The sequence below is a fragment of the Streptomyces sp. Edi2 genome (genome assembly GCF_040253635.1).
Taxonomy (GTDB): Bacteria; Actinomycetota; Actinomycetes; order Streptomycetales; family Streptomycetaceae; genus Streptomyces.
Map to the genome: position 1 here is coordinate 208,518 of NZ_JBEJGX010000003.1, position 16,782 is coordinate 225,299.

The 16,782-nt window shown below is 69.7% G+C and carries 12 protein-coding genes and 1 pseudogene; 5 read left to right on the plus strand and 8 right to left on the minus strand.

Annotated elements, in window-relative coordinates; translation table 11 throughout:
• Positions 1-298: 298 nt before the first annotated feature.
• Positions 299-658: a YciI family protein gene (locus tag ABR737_RS04390; RefSeq protein ID WP_350248863.1), complete on the plus strand. Its 360-nt coding sequence runs from the start codon at positions 299-301 to the stop codon at positions 656-658.
• Complete coding sequence (locus tag ABR737_RS04395; protein WP_350248864.1) at positions 655-1,893, plus strand: RNA polymerase sigma factor; 1,239 nt, start codon at positions 655-657, stop codon at positions 1,891-1,893. The genes ABR737_RS04390 and ABR737_RS04395 overlap by 4 nt, the downstream gene beginning before the upstream one ends.
• Before the next feature lie 24 nt (positions 1,894-1,917).
• Here the strand turns inward: ABR737_RS04395 and ABR737_RS04400 are convergent, their stop codons facing one another.
• From ABR737_RS04400 to ABR737_RS04410, 3 genes are all read right to left on the minus strand, one after another.
• Entirely contained in the window at positions 1,918-2,622 is a 705-nt protein-coding gene (locus tag ABR737_RS04400; RefSeq protein ID WP_350248865.1) for a hypothetical protein, read from the minus strand.
• Between the two features lie 458 nt (positions 2,623-3,080).
• Positions 3,081-5,039 carry an ATP-binding SpoIIE family protein phosphatase gene (locus ABR737_RS04405; RefSeq protein WP_502964468.1) on the minus strand — a complete coding sequence of 653 codons (1,959 nt, stop codon included), beginning with the start codon at positions 5,037-5,039 and terminating at the stop codon, positions 3,081-3,083.
• 124 nt (positions 5,040-5,163) lie between these two features.
• A complete protein-coding gene (locus ABR737_RS04410; protein ID WP_350248867.1) occupies positions 5,164-5,862 on the minus strand; it encodes a class I SAM-dependent DNA methyltransferase in 699 nt (232 codons plus the stop codon).
• A gap of 312 nt (positions 5,863-6,174) precedes the next feature.
• On the opposite strand from ABR737_RS04410, the gene ABR737_RS04415 reads away from it, so the two are divergent.
• Complete coding sequence (locus tag ABR737_RS04415) at positions 6,175-7,380, plus strand: cytochrome P450 family protein (RefSeq protein ID WP_350248868.1); 1,206 nt, start codon at positions 6,175-6,177, stop codon at positions 7,378-7,380.
• 132 nt (positions 7,381-7,512) lie between these two features.
• Here the strand turns inward: ABR737_RS04415 and ABR737_RS04420 are convergent, their stop codons facing one another.
• The 4 genes from ABR737_RS04420 to ABR737_RS04435 all read right to left on the minus strand — a co-directional run bounded on the left by ABR737_RS04420 (position 7,513) and on the right by ABR737_RS04435 (position 13,705).
• A complete protein-coding gene (locus ABR737_RS04420; protein ID WP_350248869.1) occupies positions 7,513-9,198 on the minus strand; it encodes an ABC transporter family substrate-binding protein in 1,686 nt (561 codons plus the stop codon).
• Positions 9,199-9,299: 101 nt separating this feature from the next.
• Positions 9,300-11,435 (minus strand): ABC transporter ATP-binding protein, encoded by a 2,136-nt coding sequence (locus ABR737_RS04425; RefSeq protein WP_350248870.1) that lies wholly within the window; start codon positions 11,433-11,435, stop codon positions 9,300-9,302.
• A 70-nt stretch (positions 11,436-11,505) separates the two neighbouring features.
• Positions 11,506-12,570 carry an ABC transporter permease gene (locus ABR737_RS04430; RefSeq protein ID WP_502964278.1) on the minus strand — a complete coding sequence of 355 codons (1,065 nt, stop codon included), beginning with the start codon at positions 12,568-12,570 and terminating at the stop codon, positions 11,506-11,508.
• A gap of 154 nt (positions 12,571-12,724) precedes the next feature.
• Positions 12,725-13,705 carry an ABC transporter permease gene (locus ABR737_RS04435; protein ID WP_350248871.1) on the minus strand — a complete coding sequence of 327 codons (981 nt, stop codon included), beginning with the start codon at positions 13,703-13,705 and terminating at the stop codon, positions 12,725-12,727.
• 464 nt (positions 13,706-14,169) lie between these two features.
• Here ABR737_RS04435 and ABR737_RS04440 point away from each other — a divergent pair, with 464 nt between their 5' ends.
• On the plus strand, positions 14,170-14,820 hold the full coding sequence (locus ABR737_RS04440; protein WP_350248872.1) for a TMEM175 family protein: 651 nt from the start codon (positions 14,170-14,172) through the stop codon (positions 14,818-14,820).
• 108 nt (positions 14,821-14,928) lie between these two features.
• Here ABR737_RS04440 and ABR737_RS04445 read toward each other — a convergent pair.
• Positions 14,929-15,066: pseudogene (locus ABR737_RS04445) on the minus strand (MerR family DNA-binding transcriptional regulator); the annotation flags it as partial.
• A gap of 154 nt (positions 15,067-15,220) precedes the next feature.
• On the opposite strand from ABR737_RS04445, the gene ABR737_RS04450 reads away from it, so the two are divergent.
• Complete coding sequence (locus ABR737_RS04450) at positions 15,221-16,633, plus strand: alpha/beta hydrolase family protein (protein ID WP_350248873.1); 1,413 nt, start codon at positions 15,221-15,223, stop codon at positions 16,631-16,633.
• Positions 16,634-16,782: the final 149 nt, after the last annotated feature.

The following is a 16,782-nucleotide window of genomic DNA, read 5'->3' on the forward strand; positions in this document are numbered from 1 at the left end:
GCACGCGGCAGGGAAGGGCTCACGGGACGGAGGGCTCACGCTGAGAGAAGGCAAGTGCTCATGCTGGGAGAAGCCCAGGGCGCACGGCACCTCCGCAGAGCGCACCTCCACAGGGGCACCTCCGCGGAGACCCCAGAGGGACCTCCGTGGAAAACGTCTCCGCTCCCCCACTCCCGGAGCGGGCGCAAAAAAATTGCCGTCCGGTCGTCCTCCGGCGTCGATCCGCGACGAGGCCGTTCGTATAGAGAGTGAGACGACGCCGGCACAGGGCCGGATGACTCGGCCAAGGAGGCACACCATGACGCACTACCTGCTCAGCATCTACCAGCCCGACGGGGACGGGACCCCGCCGCCGCCGGAGTTCCTGGAGCCGATCATCAGGGACGTCGAGGCCCTGAAGGCCGAGCTCAGAACGGCCGGCGCCTGGGTGTTCTCCGGGGGTCTGCACGCGGCGAGCACCGCCACCGTGGTGCGGCAGAAGGACGACGAGGTACTCACGACCGACGGGCCGTACATCGAGGGCAAGGAGCACATCGGTGGCTTTACCGTCATCCAGGCACCCGATCTCGATGCCGCCCTCGAATGGGGTCGCAAGCTCGCCCGCGCCACCACCCTCCCCATCGAGGTCAGGCCGCTGCAGGACGGGTCCTGCGGGTGACATCCGGCGGGCCAGGGGCGACCGCAGCGGACATCTCCGGCGTGTTCCGCGAGGAGTACGGCCGCGCGGTCGCCGTCCTGGTCCGCGTGTTCGGTGACCTCGATGTCGCCGAGGAAGCGGTCCAGGACGCGTTCACCACGGCGTCCGAGCGCTGGCCGTCCGCCGGGCTGCCCCCGAGCCCGGCGGGATGGATCATCACCACCGCCCGCAACCGGGCGATCGACCGCCTCCGCCGGGAAGCGTCCCGCGAGGACCGGCAGGCCCAAGCCGCTCTGCTGCACGCCGGGGACGCACCGGCCGAGGAGGGACCCGTGCGCGACGACCGGCTACGCCTGATCTTCACCTGCTGCCACCCCGCACTCGCCCCCGCCGCCCGGGTCGCCCTGACCCTCCGGCTCCTCGGCGGGCTGACCACCGCCGAGATCGCCCGCGCCTTCCTGGTCGCCGAGCCGGCCATGGCGCAGCGGATCGTCCGGGCCAAGGGCAAGATCCGCGATGCCCGGATCCCCTACCGGGTCCCTGCCGACGCCGACCTCCCCGACCGCCTCCGGGCCGTATTGGCCGTCCTCTACCTGATCTTCAACGAGGGCTACACGGCCAGCTCGGGCGAGGCGCTGGTCCGCGACAACTTGTGCACGGAAGCGATCCGCCTCGGCCGGCTGCTCACCGCGCTCATGCCCGACGAGCCCGAGGCCACGGGTCTGCTCGCCCTCATGCTGCTGACGGCCTCGCGCCGCGCCGCCCGTACCGGCCCGGACGGCACCCTGGTCCTGCTGGCCGACCAGGACCGCCGTCGATGGGATCACGGTCTGATCGCCGAGGGCCACGCCCTCGTCCGGCGCTGCCTGCGACGCAACCAGCCGGGCCCCTACCAGATCCAGGCGGCGATCCAGGCCGTGCACAGTGACGCACCGACCGCGGCAGCCACCGACTGGCGGCAGATCCTGCAGCTGTACGACCAGTTGCTCGCCCTCGACCCGAGCCCCGTGGTGGCTCTTCACCGCGCGGTGGCGGTGGCCGAGGTCGAGGGGCCCGAGCAGGCACTCGCCGTCGTCGGCAGCCTTCAGCTCGACCGCTACTACCTGTTCCATGCCGTCCGCGCCGACCTGCTCCGTCGCCTCGGCCGCGATACCGAGGCGGCCCTGGCATACGAGAAGGCGATCGCCCGCACCGAGAACGCGGCGGAGCGTGACTTCCTGCGGCGCAACCGCCAAGCCCTCTCCGGGGAGGGCTGAGGCCGGCAGTGAAGGAAGTGGCCGCTATGCCGAGGCGGCGGCCAGGGACGGAAGCGGGGTGGGCGGGGCCGGGGCAGTGGCGGCGGCGTCGAGGATCTGGCAGGCGTCCGCCTCGTGGTGGGCGAGGACGGCGCTGAGGGCTTCGTCCGCCTGGCCGTGCGGCTGGGTGTCCGGCAGAACGGTGATCGACAGGTGGCGCAGGAGCTCGGTATGGGCGGCCAGGACCTGACGGGTGCGGGTATCGGTGTGGTCGGTGAGCAGCAGGCGGGCCGCGGTGTTGGCGGCGCGCAGGCGGGGCTGGTGGAGGCGGCGGTGGGAACGGGGAAGGGCGCGCCAGGCGGTGTTGGCCACGGTCACCAGGCGCCAGATTTCGTTCTCGGCGGGTTCGGTGTCGTAGAACCGCAGGCCGTAGCGGCTCACCAGCCAGTAGGAGGCGGCCAGGATGAGAGCAGTGGCGGTGTCGAAGGTCAGCCAGAGCTGCAGCAGCGGGGGCCGGCCGCAGGCTGCCCGTACCACCATGGCTGCACCGGCCCCGCCGGCTCCGAACAGCAGCACCCCGGCGAGCAGAAGGAGGAAGACAGCCGGCAGGGCACCGATCCCGTTGTCACTGTCAAGGCGCGCCATGCCCTTCCAATGGGGCGCCAGATAGCGGGCGTAACGGGCCGGCTTGGGGGCGGGCTCGATCAGCGCGATACGTCCGGCCCAGCTGACACTCTTCGGTCTGTTCATCGTTTTGGTACCAGAGAGGGGGCTGCTACAGGGAATCATGTGAGCGTCAACGAGCCGTGAGGGAAAACGCGACAGGCTGAGCGGAGGTTTAGGCGGCAGATTCCTCCCACCGGCCGGGCGCGCGACGCAGCAGCCGGAATGCGCCGGTGGAACACCTGGCCGATCATCCGACACATCGTCACCGCGGAGCGACCGCGTGAACCGCGCTCACGGGCGCCCGTGTAGCCGTGCGGCCGTCCGCGCCGTCCCGTGCATTCCGCGTCTCCGGGGGCTGCGGGTCCGTACGCCGTGCGGTGTCGCCGGGGTGTGGTCGTACCCGCGCTGCGGCCGGAGGGGAGTCCTCAGCCGGAGCCGGACGGGAGTCCTTTGCCGGAGAGAGCCCCCGGCCGGACGGGGGGGCCGGCCGGGGACTGCAGAGCGTGTGCCCTGCGCGGCATCACCGAAACACGGTGTCGGAGTTACGCCGCGTCGCCGTCCTTCGGGTCCTTCCGGTCCTCCGCGACCTCCGGGAATTCCGGGTCCTTCAGGTCCTTCAGGTCCTTCGGGCGGTACTCCTCGGGGATCGGCTGCTCGAACCACACGACCTTGCCCGTGCTCAGCCGGGTCGCTCCCCAGCGCTGCGCGAGCCAGTCGACCAGGAACAGGCCGCGTCCGCCCTCGTCACCCGCCTGGGCACGCCGCATCCGGGGCACCTGCGGTGAATCGTCGCCGACTTCGCAGCGGAGCACATCGGTGCGCAGCAGCCGCAGCGCGATCGGCCGGGAGGCGTAGCGCACCGCGTTCGTCACTACCTCGCTGACCAGGAGTTCGGTCGTATCGAGCATCGGGTCCAGGCCCCAGCGGTGCAGCGCTCTGCGGGTCAGCTGCCGGGCGCGGCCGGCCGTCTGCGGCTCCGGGTTGAGGAACCAGTAGGCGACATTGCGCGGCGGAAAACCGTCGAACCGGGCGGCGAGCAGCGCAACATCGTCGTCCCGGTCGCCGTGGTCCAGGATGGTCAGCACCGCGTCGCAGAGCATTTCCAGCGGCGGGGAGCTGACCGCGGCGGCGGTGGCTTGCAGGCGGGCGCACAGCACCTCCACTCCTGTGCCTACGTCCCTCCCCCGGGACTCGACAAGGCCGTCGGTGTACAGGAGCAGAGTCGCTCCCGTGGGCGCGGGCATCTCCACGGATTCGAAGGGGACGCCGCCCACCCCGATCGGCGCGCCGGGCGGAATCCGCAGTACTCGGGCCGACCCGTCCGGGTGCAGCAGTACCGGGGGCAGATGGCCGGCGTCGGCCACCAGCAGCCGCTGCGATATGGGGTCGTAGACGGCATAGAGGCAGGTCGCCATGTGCTCGCTGCCGAGGCGCTGGGCCTGCTCGTCGAGGTGGTGCAGGACCTCTTCCGGCGGCAGGTCGAGCCCGGCCAGGGTCTGCACGGTGGTGCGCAGCTGTCCCATGATCGCGGCGGAGGTCATCGAGTGGCCCATGACGTCACCGACGACCAGCGCGACGCGGTTGCCGGGCAGCGGGATCGCGTCGTACCAGTCGCCGCCCACCTGGGAGGTCTCGGCGGCCGGCAGGTACCGGCTCGCCAGTCGGACACCCGTGGTCTCGGGGAGCGACGAGGGCAGCATGGTGAGCTGGAGCGCATCGGCGAGCGAGGCCTCGTGCCCGTGGAGCATCGCCTTGTCGACGCCGAAGGCGGTGTGGGTGGCGAGCTGGGAGGCGACGAGGAGGTCGTCGCCCGTGAAGGCGGGCCGCTCGGCGCCGCGCAGCAGGGCGACGGTTCCGACGAGATGGCGGCGGCCGTACAGCGGGGCGATGATCAGCCGTCGGCCCGGTGGCGGTGTCTCCGGCGTGCTCGCCACCGGCTTCAGCAATGCGGTCAGCTCGGTCACTGCGGGGGCGATCTCCGGGGCCTCGCCGAACGCGGGACGCCCGGCCAGCAGGAGCTCGGCGAACCGGCCGGTGACCGTCAGCCGGACGAAGTCGCCGGAGCCCACCGGCGCGGCGGTGACCAGGCCCTCCTGCCCTTGAGCGATGCTGTGCAGCCGCAGGACGAGAGGGCCGGCCGGCTGCCGCTCCCCGGTCGGAAGGGGATCACGCAGATGGACGAGAATCGCGTCGGCGAAGGTGGGGATCGCTGCCCGGCACAGTTCCCAGAGGGTTTCGTCCTGGTCGAGGCCCCGGGCGATCTGCCGCGTGGCGGCTTCGAGGTAGCGAAGCCGGTCGGTCGGTGTCCCGGGGGCGCGCTCCGTCGCGTCCCGGACGCCCTGCACGGGGCGCTCGGCGGCGGCCGGATCGGGACGGGTGGTGCCGCGGTCGGGAGCGGCCGGGCCTTTGGGGGACGCGCTCTCGGGACGGCCGCTTGCGGGAGGCGGCGGCCGGGCCGGCGGAGCGGTGCCCGTGTCCACGGGTGTGGCGTGCACTGCCAGGTCCTGGGGCACACCATGCCCCTCGGTCCCGGCGGGGAGCGGGCCGGGACCTTGGTCGGGGGTGCGGGGCTCCATTACTCGTCGCGTCCGTCCGGTGGGTGTCAGGGACCGCGGGGCGGTGGCCTCAGCCGCGTCGCGTGCAATTGAGGAACAGCTGTTCCTCGGGCGGCACGTCCGAGATCGCAGGGGCGTAGGTGTACGAGGTCTCGTCGACGATCTCGAAGTCCGCCTCCTCGAGGACCGCGCGCAGGTCGTCCCGCAGGTAGCCGGACACCCGGATGGTGTTGCCGAGGAACGGGATCGTGAAGTAGTCCACATCGGCCTCCACCATCGAGAGGGCGAACAGGCCACCGGGAACCAGCAGGTCGTGGACCGTGCGCAGCGCACAGGGGATCTCGGCGCGCGGCAGCATCAGCAGGGAGAAGAAGGCCGCGACGGCGTCGAAACGGCCAAGGTCGTGGGGGCCGTCGGGCGCCAGGTCGGCGATGTCCAGGCGGTGGAACGTTGCACGAGGCACATACTCCCGGGCGAGGTCCACCATCCCACGGGACAGGTCGACGCCGACCACCTCGAAGCCCGCCTCCACCAGCTGCCGCGCGGTCGGGAGGCCGGTTCCGCAGCCCAGGTCCAGCACCCGGGCCCCGGTGGGCAGCGTCCTGATCAGCCACTCGGCCGCGGCCAGCTGCCCCTTCTTGTACGGGAACGCCTCGTCGTAGCGGTCGCCGATCGCGTCGAACGCCTCGGCCTGCCCCTCGCGGTCGGGCCGTGTGCCCCCGGGGGCGGCATCGCTCTCGTAATCGGTCTCCAGAAATCCTTCGCTCACGAATGACGCCTCTTCACGTGCGTTTATTCGATTACCTCCATCATGCACCCCGTCCGTCCGCCACCGCCCCCTGCGCAGCTGGCCGCCGGGGCACACAGGGAGCACGCACGGAGCACGGGCGGAGCGCAGGCGGTGGCCAGGGCGGGGCCGCTCCTCCGGCGGCCCGACCGCGGTGGGGCGCACGGCTGCCGGCCGCGCCACCGCCGGGCGACGACCTCGCGGCGACGGCTGACGGTTTGCGGAGCTGCCCTCACGGTTAGTCCCCCCGTACCCAGACGCACCGCGGCACAGGTCACGGGGACAGGAGTCCAGATGGCAACGGAACCGGTGGAGACCCTTGATCTGGCGGCGTTAGGGGAGGACTTCGTCCGCCATCCCTACGAGGTGTACGCGCGACTGCGCGAGCGCGGGCCCGTGCATCGCGTACGGCTCCCGGAGGGCACGGTCGTCTGGCTGGTCGTCGGCTACGAAGAGGTGCGCGCGGCCCTCAGCGACCCCCGTCTGTCGAAGGAGTGGCGGCACGCCTCGTCCGCGCTGTCCCTGCAGCGGGTGTCCATCGGCGTGTCGATGCTCCGCTCCGATGCGCCAAAGCACACCCGCATCCGCGGACTGGTCGCCCGAGCCTTCACCGCGCGCCGGGTGGCGTCCCTCGCACCACGGGTCCAGGAGATGACCGACGAGCTCCTGGCGGCGATGCTCAAGCGGCCCGAAGGCCGCGGTGACCTGGTCGAGGCGCTGTCCTTCCCGCTCCCGGTCACCGTCATCTGCGAGCTCTTGGGAGTGCCCTTCCTGGAGCGGGAGGCCTTCCGCACCTGGACCGACATCCTGATGGTCGGTGCCAGGACGCCGCAGACCAGGGAAGCCCTGACGGCCATGACCGGGTACCTCGACGACCTCGTGGAGGCGAAGCGCGCCCGGCCCGGCGACGATCTGCTGACCGATCTGATCGCGGTGAGCGACGAGGACGGCGACCGGCTCAGCCGGGAAGAACTGCTCGGCATGGCCCAGTTGTTGCTGATCGCCGGCTATGAGACCACCGCCAATCTCATCTCCAACGGGGTCCTGGCCCTGCTCACCCACCCGGATCAGCTCGCCTTGCTGCGCGCCGATCCATCCCTCATCGGCGGTGCGGTCGAGGAGATGCTGCGCTATGACGGACCTCTGGAGACCTCCACCTTCCGTTTCACCGTCGAACCGACCGAGATCGCGGGCACGGTGATCCCCGGCGGCGGCGAGGTGGTGCTCCCCGTGATCTCCGACTCGGGACGCGATCCCCTGCGCTTCGACGATCCCGGCCGCTTCGACATCACCCGCGACGCCAGGGGCCATGTGGCTTTCGGCCATGGCATCCACTTCTGCCTCGGGGCCCCGCTCGCCCGGCTGGAGGCCCGGATCGCGGTGCGCACGCTCCTGGAGCGCTGCCCGGCACTGGAACTGGACGCCCACCCGGCCGACCTCTCCTGGCGGTTGGGCGCGTTGCTCCGGGGTCCGCGGAGCCTTCCCGTCCGCTGGGCGTGAAGGGCCTTCCGGCAAGCCTCTCCTCCCGATGGTGGGCGGCTTCGGTCAACTCCACCACGGACGAACGCCGGTGGCCGTACCCGAACGGTTCGGGTACAGCCACCGGCGTGTGGGTGCCTGCTGCTCAGCGGACTACTTGGTGAAGCCGATGTGCTCGTAGACCGGGTCGGTCATACCGAGGGCGCCCATGTTGGCGAGCTTCTTGTTGATCGCCGCGATGTCGGGACGCTGGTAGAGCGGCAGGACTCCGGCGAGCTGCCAGGCCTCGGCGTCTGCCTGGTTGGTCGCCTTGAGCGCGCCGGCCGGGTCGGCAGCGTTGCTGCTGGCGGCGTTGAGGAGGTCGTCCAGCTTCTTGCTGCCGACCTTGGAGTAGTTGTTGCCGCCGTTGGCGGCGTAGACGTTGGTGGCACCGCTCGCGGCGAACGGTGTGCCGAGCAGGGTGTAGGGCGTGACCTCGAAGTCACCCGGAGTGATGTACTTGTCGAAGAAGTCGTTGCTCGGCACCGTCTGTACCTGCAGCTTCACACCGATCTGCCGGTACATCTGGGTCAGCATCGACCCTTCGTTGGTGGCCGCGGGGGTGCCGGAGGGAATGACGAACCGCAGCGACAGCTCCTGGCCGCCCTTCTTGCGGACCTTGCCACTGAGCTTCCAACCGGCCTCGTCGAGGAGCTGCCCGGCCGCCTGCGGATCGTACTTACCGAGCCTTCCCCCGTTGTCCTGATACCCCTTCTGGTTGGCGATCAGGAGGTGGTTGTCCAGGGTGGAGGGCTTCCAGCCCAGGCCCTTGAGGTCCGACTTGGCGATCGTGGCGCGGTCGGTGGCCTTGAAGAGAGCCTGCCGGACCTTCGGGTCCTTCAGCTTGGCGCTCTTGCCGTTGAAGGTGAGCTGGCGGTAGTTGGGGCCGCCAGCTTCACGGATTTCACCGGCCGACACCTTGGACGCCTGCTTGTAGGCGGAGGAGTCGCCGCCGACGTCGAAGTAGTCGACCTCGCCGTTGGCGAAGGCGCCGGGCATCGACCCCTGGTCCATCGCATGGAAGACGATCTTGTCCAACTTGGGCTTGTCGCCCCACCACTTCGGATCGGCCACCACCGTGACCGTCTTGGCGGACTTGTCGATGTTGCCCACCTTGAAGGCGTTGCCGGTGACCGGGATCTTGTTGACGTAGGCGGTGTTGTAGGACTTCGAGTCGGAGACGTACTTCGCCGGATACAGCGGCTGGTTGTTCGCCGCGTTGAACATGCCCTTCCAGTCCGCGAACGGCTTGGCGAAGGTCATGACGGCCTCGTAGTCGTCCTTGCCCTTCTTGACGTCCGCCACCTGGTCGAAGCCGACGGTGGTGGTCACCTTGAACGCCTTGTCGTGACCGTCCATGGCGCGGGTGCCGGCGGCGATGTCCTTCCAGGTAATCGGGGTGCCGTCGGACCACTTGGCCTTGGGGTTCAGATGCCAGGTGACCACCTGCTTGCCCTTGACGGTCTGGGAGTCCGCGTCCAGCAGGAACGCTTTGTTCGGCACCTGCTCGCCGCGTGCGTTCGAGTGCCACAGGCTCGGCATGAGGGACTTCATCACCTCGGTGCCTTCCAGCCCATCGATCTCGGCCACGTTCCACTGGGTGGCGAACGTCTGGACGGCCCAGTTCATCGTCCCGCCCTGCTTGAGCTTCGCGGGGGCGGTCGCCTTGATGTTAAGGGCGGTCGTCCCCTCCGGCGCCTTCTGCTCCGCGTCGTCGTCCGAGCCGCCGCAGGCGGTCAGTGCCAGCGACGACACGGCGAGGGTCGCGACGAGCGCGAGGGGATATCGGGAGACCTTCACGGATGCCTCTTCCTGAGCTGTCGGGAACTTCCGGCTCACGTGCCGGCTATGGATGTGTGGTGCGAAGCGATGCGGACCGGAACGGTCGGGTGGGCGGCCTGTCAGTCCGCCGCGGGCTCGACGACATCGAGCGGCGCCGCGTAGTGGCAGGCCGCCGTGTGGTCCGTGCCGAGGACGACCGTGGCGGGGTCCTCGTCCCGGCAGCGTGCCTGCTCGCTCTCGCCGAGCCCGGCGTACTTCGGGCAGCGGCCCGCGAACCGGCAGCCGGCCGGCACGTCCGCGGGACTGGGCAGATCACCCTTGAGCAGGATCCGGCCGCGTTCCCGCTCCTTGCGCGGGTCGGGCAGCGGGACCGCGGACAGCAGCGCCTGGGTGTACGGATGGGAGGGCGCGGCGAAGACCTCGTCGGCCGCGCCGAGCTCCACGATCCGGCCGAGGTACATCACCGCGATGCGGTCGGCGATGTGCCGGACGACGGACAGGTCGTGGGCGACGAAGAGGTAGCTGAGCCCGAGACGGGTCTTGAGCTCGTCGAGGAGGTTGAGGACACCCGCCTGGATGGAGACATCGAGGGCGGAGACCGGCTCGTCGAGGATGACCAGCTTGGGTTCCAGCGCGAGCGCGCGGGCGATGGAGATGCGCTGGCGCTGACCGCCGGAGAACTCCTGCGGGTAGCGGTCGGCGTGCTCGGCCTCCAGGCCGACCATGTCGAGGAGTTCGGGGATACGGGCGGCGATGCGTTCCTTGTCCCAGCCGTGGGTCTTCAGCGGCTCGGCGAGGATGTCACCGATCGGCATCCGGGCGTCGAGCGCCGCCATCGGGTCCTGGAAGACGATCTGCATGTCACGGCGGAGCCCCTTGCGGTCCGCCCGGCTGAGGCCGCGGATGTCCTTGCCGAAGACGGTGACGGTGCCGGCCTGGCCGCTGGGCAGGTCGAGGATTTCCAGCAGGGTGGTGGTCTTGCCGCAGCCGGACTCGCCGACCAGGCCCAGCGTTTCGCCCTCGCGGATGTCCAGGCTGATGCCGTCCACGGCCCGTACGGTGCCGACCGTGCGCTTGACGAGCGCGCCCTTGGTGAGCGGGAAGTGCTTGACGAGTCCGTCGAGGGCGAGAACGGTGGGCCGCTCCTCGCGCGGCAGCCGCTCGATCGTGCCGGCTTCCGGGAGGACCGGCACCGGGTAGACGGCGTCGCGGTCGAGGCCCGCGCCGATCTCGTGGGCGCGGTGGCAGGCGGTGGGGTGGTCGGAGCCCTCGGCGAGGGTCAACTCCGGTTCCACCGTGCGGCAGCGGTCGATCGCGATGGGGCAGCGGGGGGCGAAGGGGCAGCCGGGCGCCAGGTCGACCATCTTGGGCGGGTTGCCGTCGATGGGGGTGAGCGCGCGGCGTGCGGTGCCCTCCGCGCGGGCCTCGTCCAGCCGCGGGATGGAGCCGAGCAGGCCGATGGTGTACGGCATCCGCGGCCCGTAGTAGACCGCGTCCACCGGGCCCGCCTCGACCGGCTTGCCCGCGTACATGACCTGCACCCGGTCGGCGAAGCCGGCGATGACACCGAGGTCATGGGTGATCATGACGATGGCGGCGCCGGTGACCTCCTGGGCTGTCTTGAGCACGTCCAGGACCTGGGCCTGGATGGTCACATCGAGGGCGGTGGTGGGCTCGTCGGCGATGATGACCTTGGGGTCGTTGGCGATGGCCATGGCGATCATCGCGCGCTGGCGCATCCCGCCGGAGAACTCGTGGGGGAAGGCGTCCACCCGGCGCTTGGAGTCGGGGATGCCGACCACGTCGAGGAGGTCGATCGCCCGTTTGCGGGCGACCTTCTTGTCCAGGGACTGGTGGACCTGAAGGGCCTCGATGATCTGGTCGCCGACGGAGTAGACGGGGGTCAGCGCGGACAGCGGGTCCTGGAAGACCATCCCGATGTCCTTGCCACGGATCTTCGACAGGGCGGCGTCGCCGAGGCCGAGCAGTTCACGGCCGGCGAGCTTGACGGACCCGGCGACCTCGGCGCTCTCGGGGAGCAGCCCGAGCACGGCCATGGAAGAGACGGACTTGCCGGAGCCGGACTCGCCGACGATGCCGAGCACTTCCCCGGGGCGCACCGCGTAGGACACGCCGCGTACGGCCTGCACCTCGCCCGCCTCGCTCGGGAAGGAGACCGTCAGGTCGCTGACTTCGAGGACGGGCTGCGCCTCGTCAAGGGCCTCGGTGGGCTGGGACGGCCTGGTCTCGGTCACCGTCGGGGTCCTTCCTGGGGCGCGCGGTGCGCGGGGTGCTGGTGCTGGTGCTGGGGGTGTGCGGCGCGGTTCACGAGGCGGCGCCCTGGCTGCCGGCGGACGTCTCGTATTCGTCGGACCGGGTGCCGGGAGCCGTCGCCTGTGCCGGGACCACCGCGGCCGCGGACGGTCGCTGCCGCTTCTTCTTGCGGGGCGAACGTGCCTTCGCGCCGGACGCGTTGGGGTCGAGGGCGTCACGCAGCCCGTCGCCGATGAAGGAGATGGAGACGCCGATCAGCACCAGGCAGCCGGCCGGGAAGAAGAACAGCCACGGGTAGGTGGAGGCGTTGGTGGTGTTGTCGGCGATGACCGTGCCGAGGGACACGTCGGGCGCCTGCACGCCGAACCCGAAGTACGACAGGCTGCTCTCGCCGATGACCGCGGCGCCGACCTGGATGACGACGTCGATGATCAGCATCGAGGCCATGCTGGGCAGGATGTGCCGGAAGATGATGACGGGCGCGGGGACGCCCATGTACTTGGCAGCCTTGACGAATTCGCGGTCCTTGAGCGTGAAGGTCATGGAGCGGACGACCCGCCCGGTGACCATCCAGCTGAAGGCGCCGAGCAGGAAGACGAAGACCAGCCAGGTGGCACCGCGGAACGCGGGCGACAGCACGGCGATGATCAGGAACGAGGGCATCACCAGCAGCAGGTCGACGATCCACATCAGCACCCGGTCGGTCCAGCCGCCGAAGTACGCGGCGAAGGCGCCGACGGTGGCGGAGAGGAAGGTGGAGATGAGGCCGACCAGCAGGCCGATGATCAGCGACTTCTGCAGACCGCGCATGGTCAGCGAGAAGAGGTCGACGCCGCCTTGGGTGGTGCCCCACCAGTGGTCCCCGGAGGGGCCGGCGAGGAAGTTCATGAAGTCGTGCTGCTGGTAGTCCCACTTGGTGAGGAACGGGCCGCCGTAGGCGCCGGCGAACAGCAGCACGAGCAGCGCCAGGCCGAGCAGTGCCAGTCGGTTCCGGGCGAAACGACGGGCTGTCAGCCGCATTCGTGAGGTACGGGCCTTGGTGGGACGGCCTTCGGCTTCACCGGGCGGGACGGGGCCGGGGACCGGTTCGGTCGCAGGGGGCAGCTGGACGCTCATCGCGCGCTCTCCTGAGGGGCGGTGGGGGTGGGGGCCGGTCGGCGATGGGGCACCTCCCAGCGGTAGCTGAGGGGCACCTCCCAGCAGCAGCCGGGGTGGGGGCACCTCCCAGCGATAGCTGGGGTGGGGCACCTCCGGCGGTAGCTGGGGGAGGTCAGCGGACCCGTACGCGCGGGTCGAGCGCCGCGTACAGCAGGTCCGACAGCACGCCGGCGATCAGTACCAAGACGGCCGTGAACAACCCGACCGTGGCGACGGAGTTGACGTCCTGTTTGTTGATCGAGTCGACGAGGAGTTCACCCATGCCGTGCCAGCCGAAGGTCTTCTCGGTGAAGGTCGCTCCGGTGAAGAGCAGCACGATGTTGTAGACGAGCAACGGCACCACGGGCAGGATCGCGGTCCGCAGCCCGTGCTTGACCAGGGCCTTTCGTCGGCGCAGCCCCTTGGCCCTGGCGGTGCGCAGGAAGTCGCTGCCGAGGACGTCGAGCATGGTGGAGCGCTGGTAGCGGCTGTAGAGCGCCACCTGAAGGATGATCAGGGTCAGTGCCGGGAGCAGCATGTGCTGGGCGCGGTTGACGAGGGCGTCGAAGTTCCACTGCCCCGCGTACTGCGGGTCGTACTCACCGAGCACCTTGATGGTCTGTGTGCCGTCGTTGACCGCGGTGGCACCGATCTTGAGCGCGACACCGATCACGAACACCGGCATGGCCAGCACGAAGAACGAGGTGAGGGTGGTGAACCGGTCGAAGAGGCGGTACTGGCGGATGGCGCCGAATGCGCCGAGCGCGACACCGCCGAGGGAGCCGATGAGGGTGGCGATCAGCAGGAGCCGGGTGGAGACACCTACCCGCCTGCCGAAGTCGTCGTTGACGTCATCGCCTTCGATGGTCTTGCCGAGGTCACCGTGGACGACGCCCTCCGCCCAGTGTCCGAACCGGGACAGGATCGGGGTGTCCGGGTTCATGTTGTAGTCGTCGAGTGTCTTGGTGATGGACGACGCGGGCAGCGGCGGGTTGCGGCCCTCGAACTTGGCGCGGGGATTGAGGCTGAGCCCGGCCAGAAAGTACGTCAAGGACGCGGCGACGATGACCAGGACCAGGTAGTTCGCCAATCGGCGCAGCAGATATCGGCCCATGGTGATGTCTCTCCTCATGCGCACCGAATCAGCCATGTGCAGCTGAAGTGGGGGTCGGTACGGATCGAGCACATCCTTCTTGGCATCGACACATTTGTCGATCACAAGATGTTTACGGAGCGGTAACGCCAACTACCCTGCCAGCTAAGGACATTGCGACCTCCACTAGGACAATCGATGGCCAACGCGGAGTCACGCTTTCGAATCGCAGGCCTGCACCGCTCCCCCGCGTAGCGAAACCCGATAGTCGGACACCACGCGAACGTGATGTGTCACAAAGGTAGTTGACGAAGACTTTACGACAGAAGAGGTATCGGGGAGACCGCGGACTGACGGGGCGCCCGAAGAGACATCGCGGGCCGGCGTCGCAGAGTGGAGGGGTGCAAACCCTGGGGCGGCTCAACACGGGCATGGGATCAACGGGATCAATCGGAACAATCCGGTGCCGGTGATCCTAGAGTGGCGTGGTGAACGATCACCGGCGGATGCGGGACGACGAGGGGAGCGCAGCCCGGTTCCTCGCGCTGTCCGATGGAGTGTTCGCCATCGCGATAACGCTGCTGGCGCTGGATATCTCGTTGCCCGACGGGCTGGGCCCCGCCGGTTTCGACCGGGCGCTCGGCGAGGTGATGCCCAAGGTGTGGGCGTACGCCCTCAGCCTGCTGGTCGTTGCGGCGTTCTGGCGCGGCCACTACCAGATCTTCCAGTACGTGCGGGAGGTGGACGGGACGGTCATCAGACTCGGGCTGCTGGGCCTGGGGCTGATCGCCTTGATGCCGTTCCCCACCACCCTGCTCGCCGAGTACGGGGACCTGCCGCAGTCGGTGGCCATCTACTCCGGCGCCGTCGCGGCCATGGGAGCCACGCAGCTCGCACTGACGGCCGTGCTCTGGAAACGGCCGTGGCTGGGGCGCGCGGCGCTGCCCGACCCCGTCGCGCGCAACGATATGGCCGACCTTGCGTCCACGGTGCTGGTCTTCGCCACCGCCGTACCGCTCGCTTATGTCTCCCCGACGGGCGCGAAGCTGTGGTGGGCGGTACTGATCCCGGTCAGAACGGTGACGGGCAGACGGGGCAAGCGGCTGCGTGCGGTCACGCAGCGACTCAGTGACTGAGGGACGTCCCGGGTATCGGCGTGATCGCCGCAGTGGTCTCGACACCGTCGGCGTGCAGCAGATGGCGCATGCGGGTGATGTCGGCGTACGCGTCGTCGAGGCCTGTTCGACCTGCTGCAGCAGGTACGAGCGGTAGCCGGTCCGCTCGTCGACACCGGCCGGGACGAGCAGCCCCTCGGAGTGGTAGTACCGCAAGGTCTGCGGCGGCAGATGGCACATTTCGCTGAATTCACCGATCGACAACATGACGCCATGGTCGTCCTTGCAACAACTACAAGGTCAAGCGTGGTGGCTGCAGGGCGGCCGAAACGGTCCCGGACGCCGGTGTGAAGTGCCGTTCGGGGGAAGGGCGGGTGTCGCAGAGGGGGACCGGTGCGCGCGGCTCGTACGTTCGGTCGGCATGACGTACGTATCGGCTGATCACACATCCGGCCCCACCCGCCGCACCGCGCTGGCCGGGCTCGTCGGTGGGGCCGGGGCCGTACTGGCCTCCGGGTGCGGCACCTCGGGCGGCTCGCCCGCGACCGCGCCCACGGCCCGTCGCACGGCGTGGGCCTACGCCACGGCGAGCGATCCCACGCCCGGTGTGATGACGCTCTTCAAGGACCCCGGCTTCAATTTCAACGGGCTCCTTGCGCTCGGCGCGTCCGGCTACGGCGCCGGCGAGGTGGGCGAGGTGCTCACCGCAGTGAACACCATCAACAAGGACGGCCTCTCCGCGCAGACGTACACCGACACCTTCAGGAAGCTCGGCGATCAGCTGAGGGAACCGCCTCAGGACACCGAGCCCGGGACGCAGACCACACGGTTCCGGGACCTGCGGGCCGCGCAGTACTACGGCCAGGGGCTCTTCTTCGTCCTCGGCTCCCACACCCCCGGCAGCGAGGAGCAGTTGTACACGGCGGGGCGCGACGCCTGGGACGCGTTCTGCGAGCGGTGCGACCCGGCACCGGTGACGGCCCGCGTCCCGTACGGGAAGACCCCGCTGCCCGTGTGGTTCTTCCGGCCGGACGACTCCCGCGAGCGGCGCCCCACCGTGATCCTCACGAACGGCAGCGACGGGCAGAACGTCGACATGTGGACCTATGGCGTCCCGGCCGCTCTGCAGCGCGGCTGGAACGCCCTGGTGTACGACGGTCCCGGACAGGGCCAGTTGCTCTTCGTCGACCAGGTGGTCTTCACACCACGCTGGGAGAGGGTCGTCACGCCGCTCGTCGACTGGCTGTCCGCCCGCTCGGACGTGGACAGCGGCAAGATCGCGCTGACCGGGCTGAGCATGGCCGGCAATCTGGCTCCCCGGGCCGCGGCCTTCGAGCACCGGATCGCCGCGCTGGTGGCGATGCCCGGTGTACTCACGCCCTGGCTGGGCTTTCCTCCGGAGATCCGGGAAATCCTCACCCCGGACAAGGAGAAGACCAACGCCATCTGGAACAAAGAAGTCGTCCCGGACCTGCCGCCGTCCGCGGCCGCGACGATGAAGAAGCGCTTCGAGCCGTTCTCCGTGCCGGCGATGCTCGCGGCCCGCAAGGGCAAGATGTTCACCGACTTCTACACCCCCGCCACCCTGATCAAGTCGCTGGACATCACGGACGTCGTGGGCCGGATCATGATGCCCACGCTGGTGCTCGACTACGAATTCGAGCAGTTCTACCCGGGACAGCCGCGCCAGATGTTCGACAAGCTGACGGCTCCCAAGGACTACGTGAAGCTCACCGCGGCCACCGGCGCGCAGTTGCACTGCTCCCCGATGGCACCGCAGCAGCACTGCGAGGTCGTCTTCGACTGGCTGCAGGAGAAACTGACCGGCAGCTGACCTCCGCGGCGGCCTCCCCCGGCCCGGGGCCGGAAAGGCTCCCACCTGCCGCGGCGCAGAGAACCTGCGCCCGTACACGCCCTCCCGCCTGCCGTACCCGGTCCGTGGCGCTCTTGCACGGCGGGGAGAGGACGGCCAGTGTGGTCGCA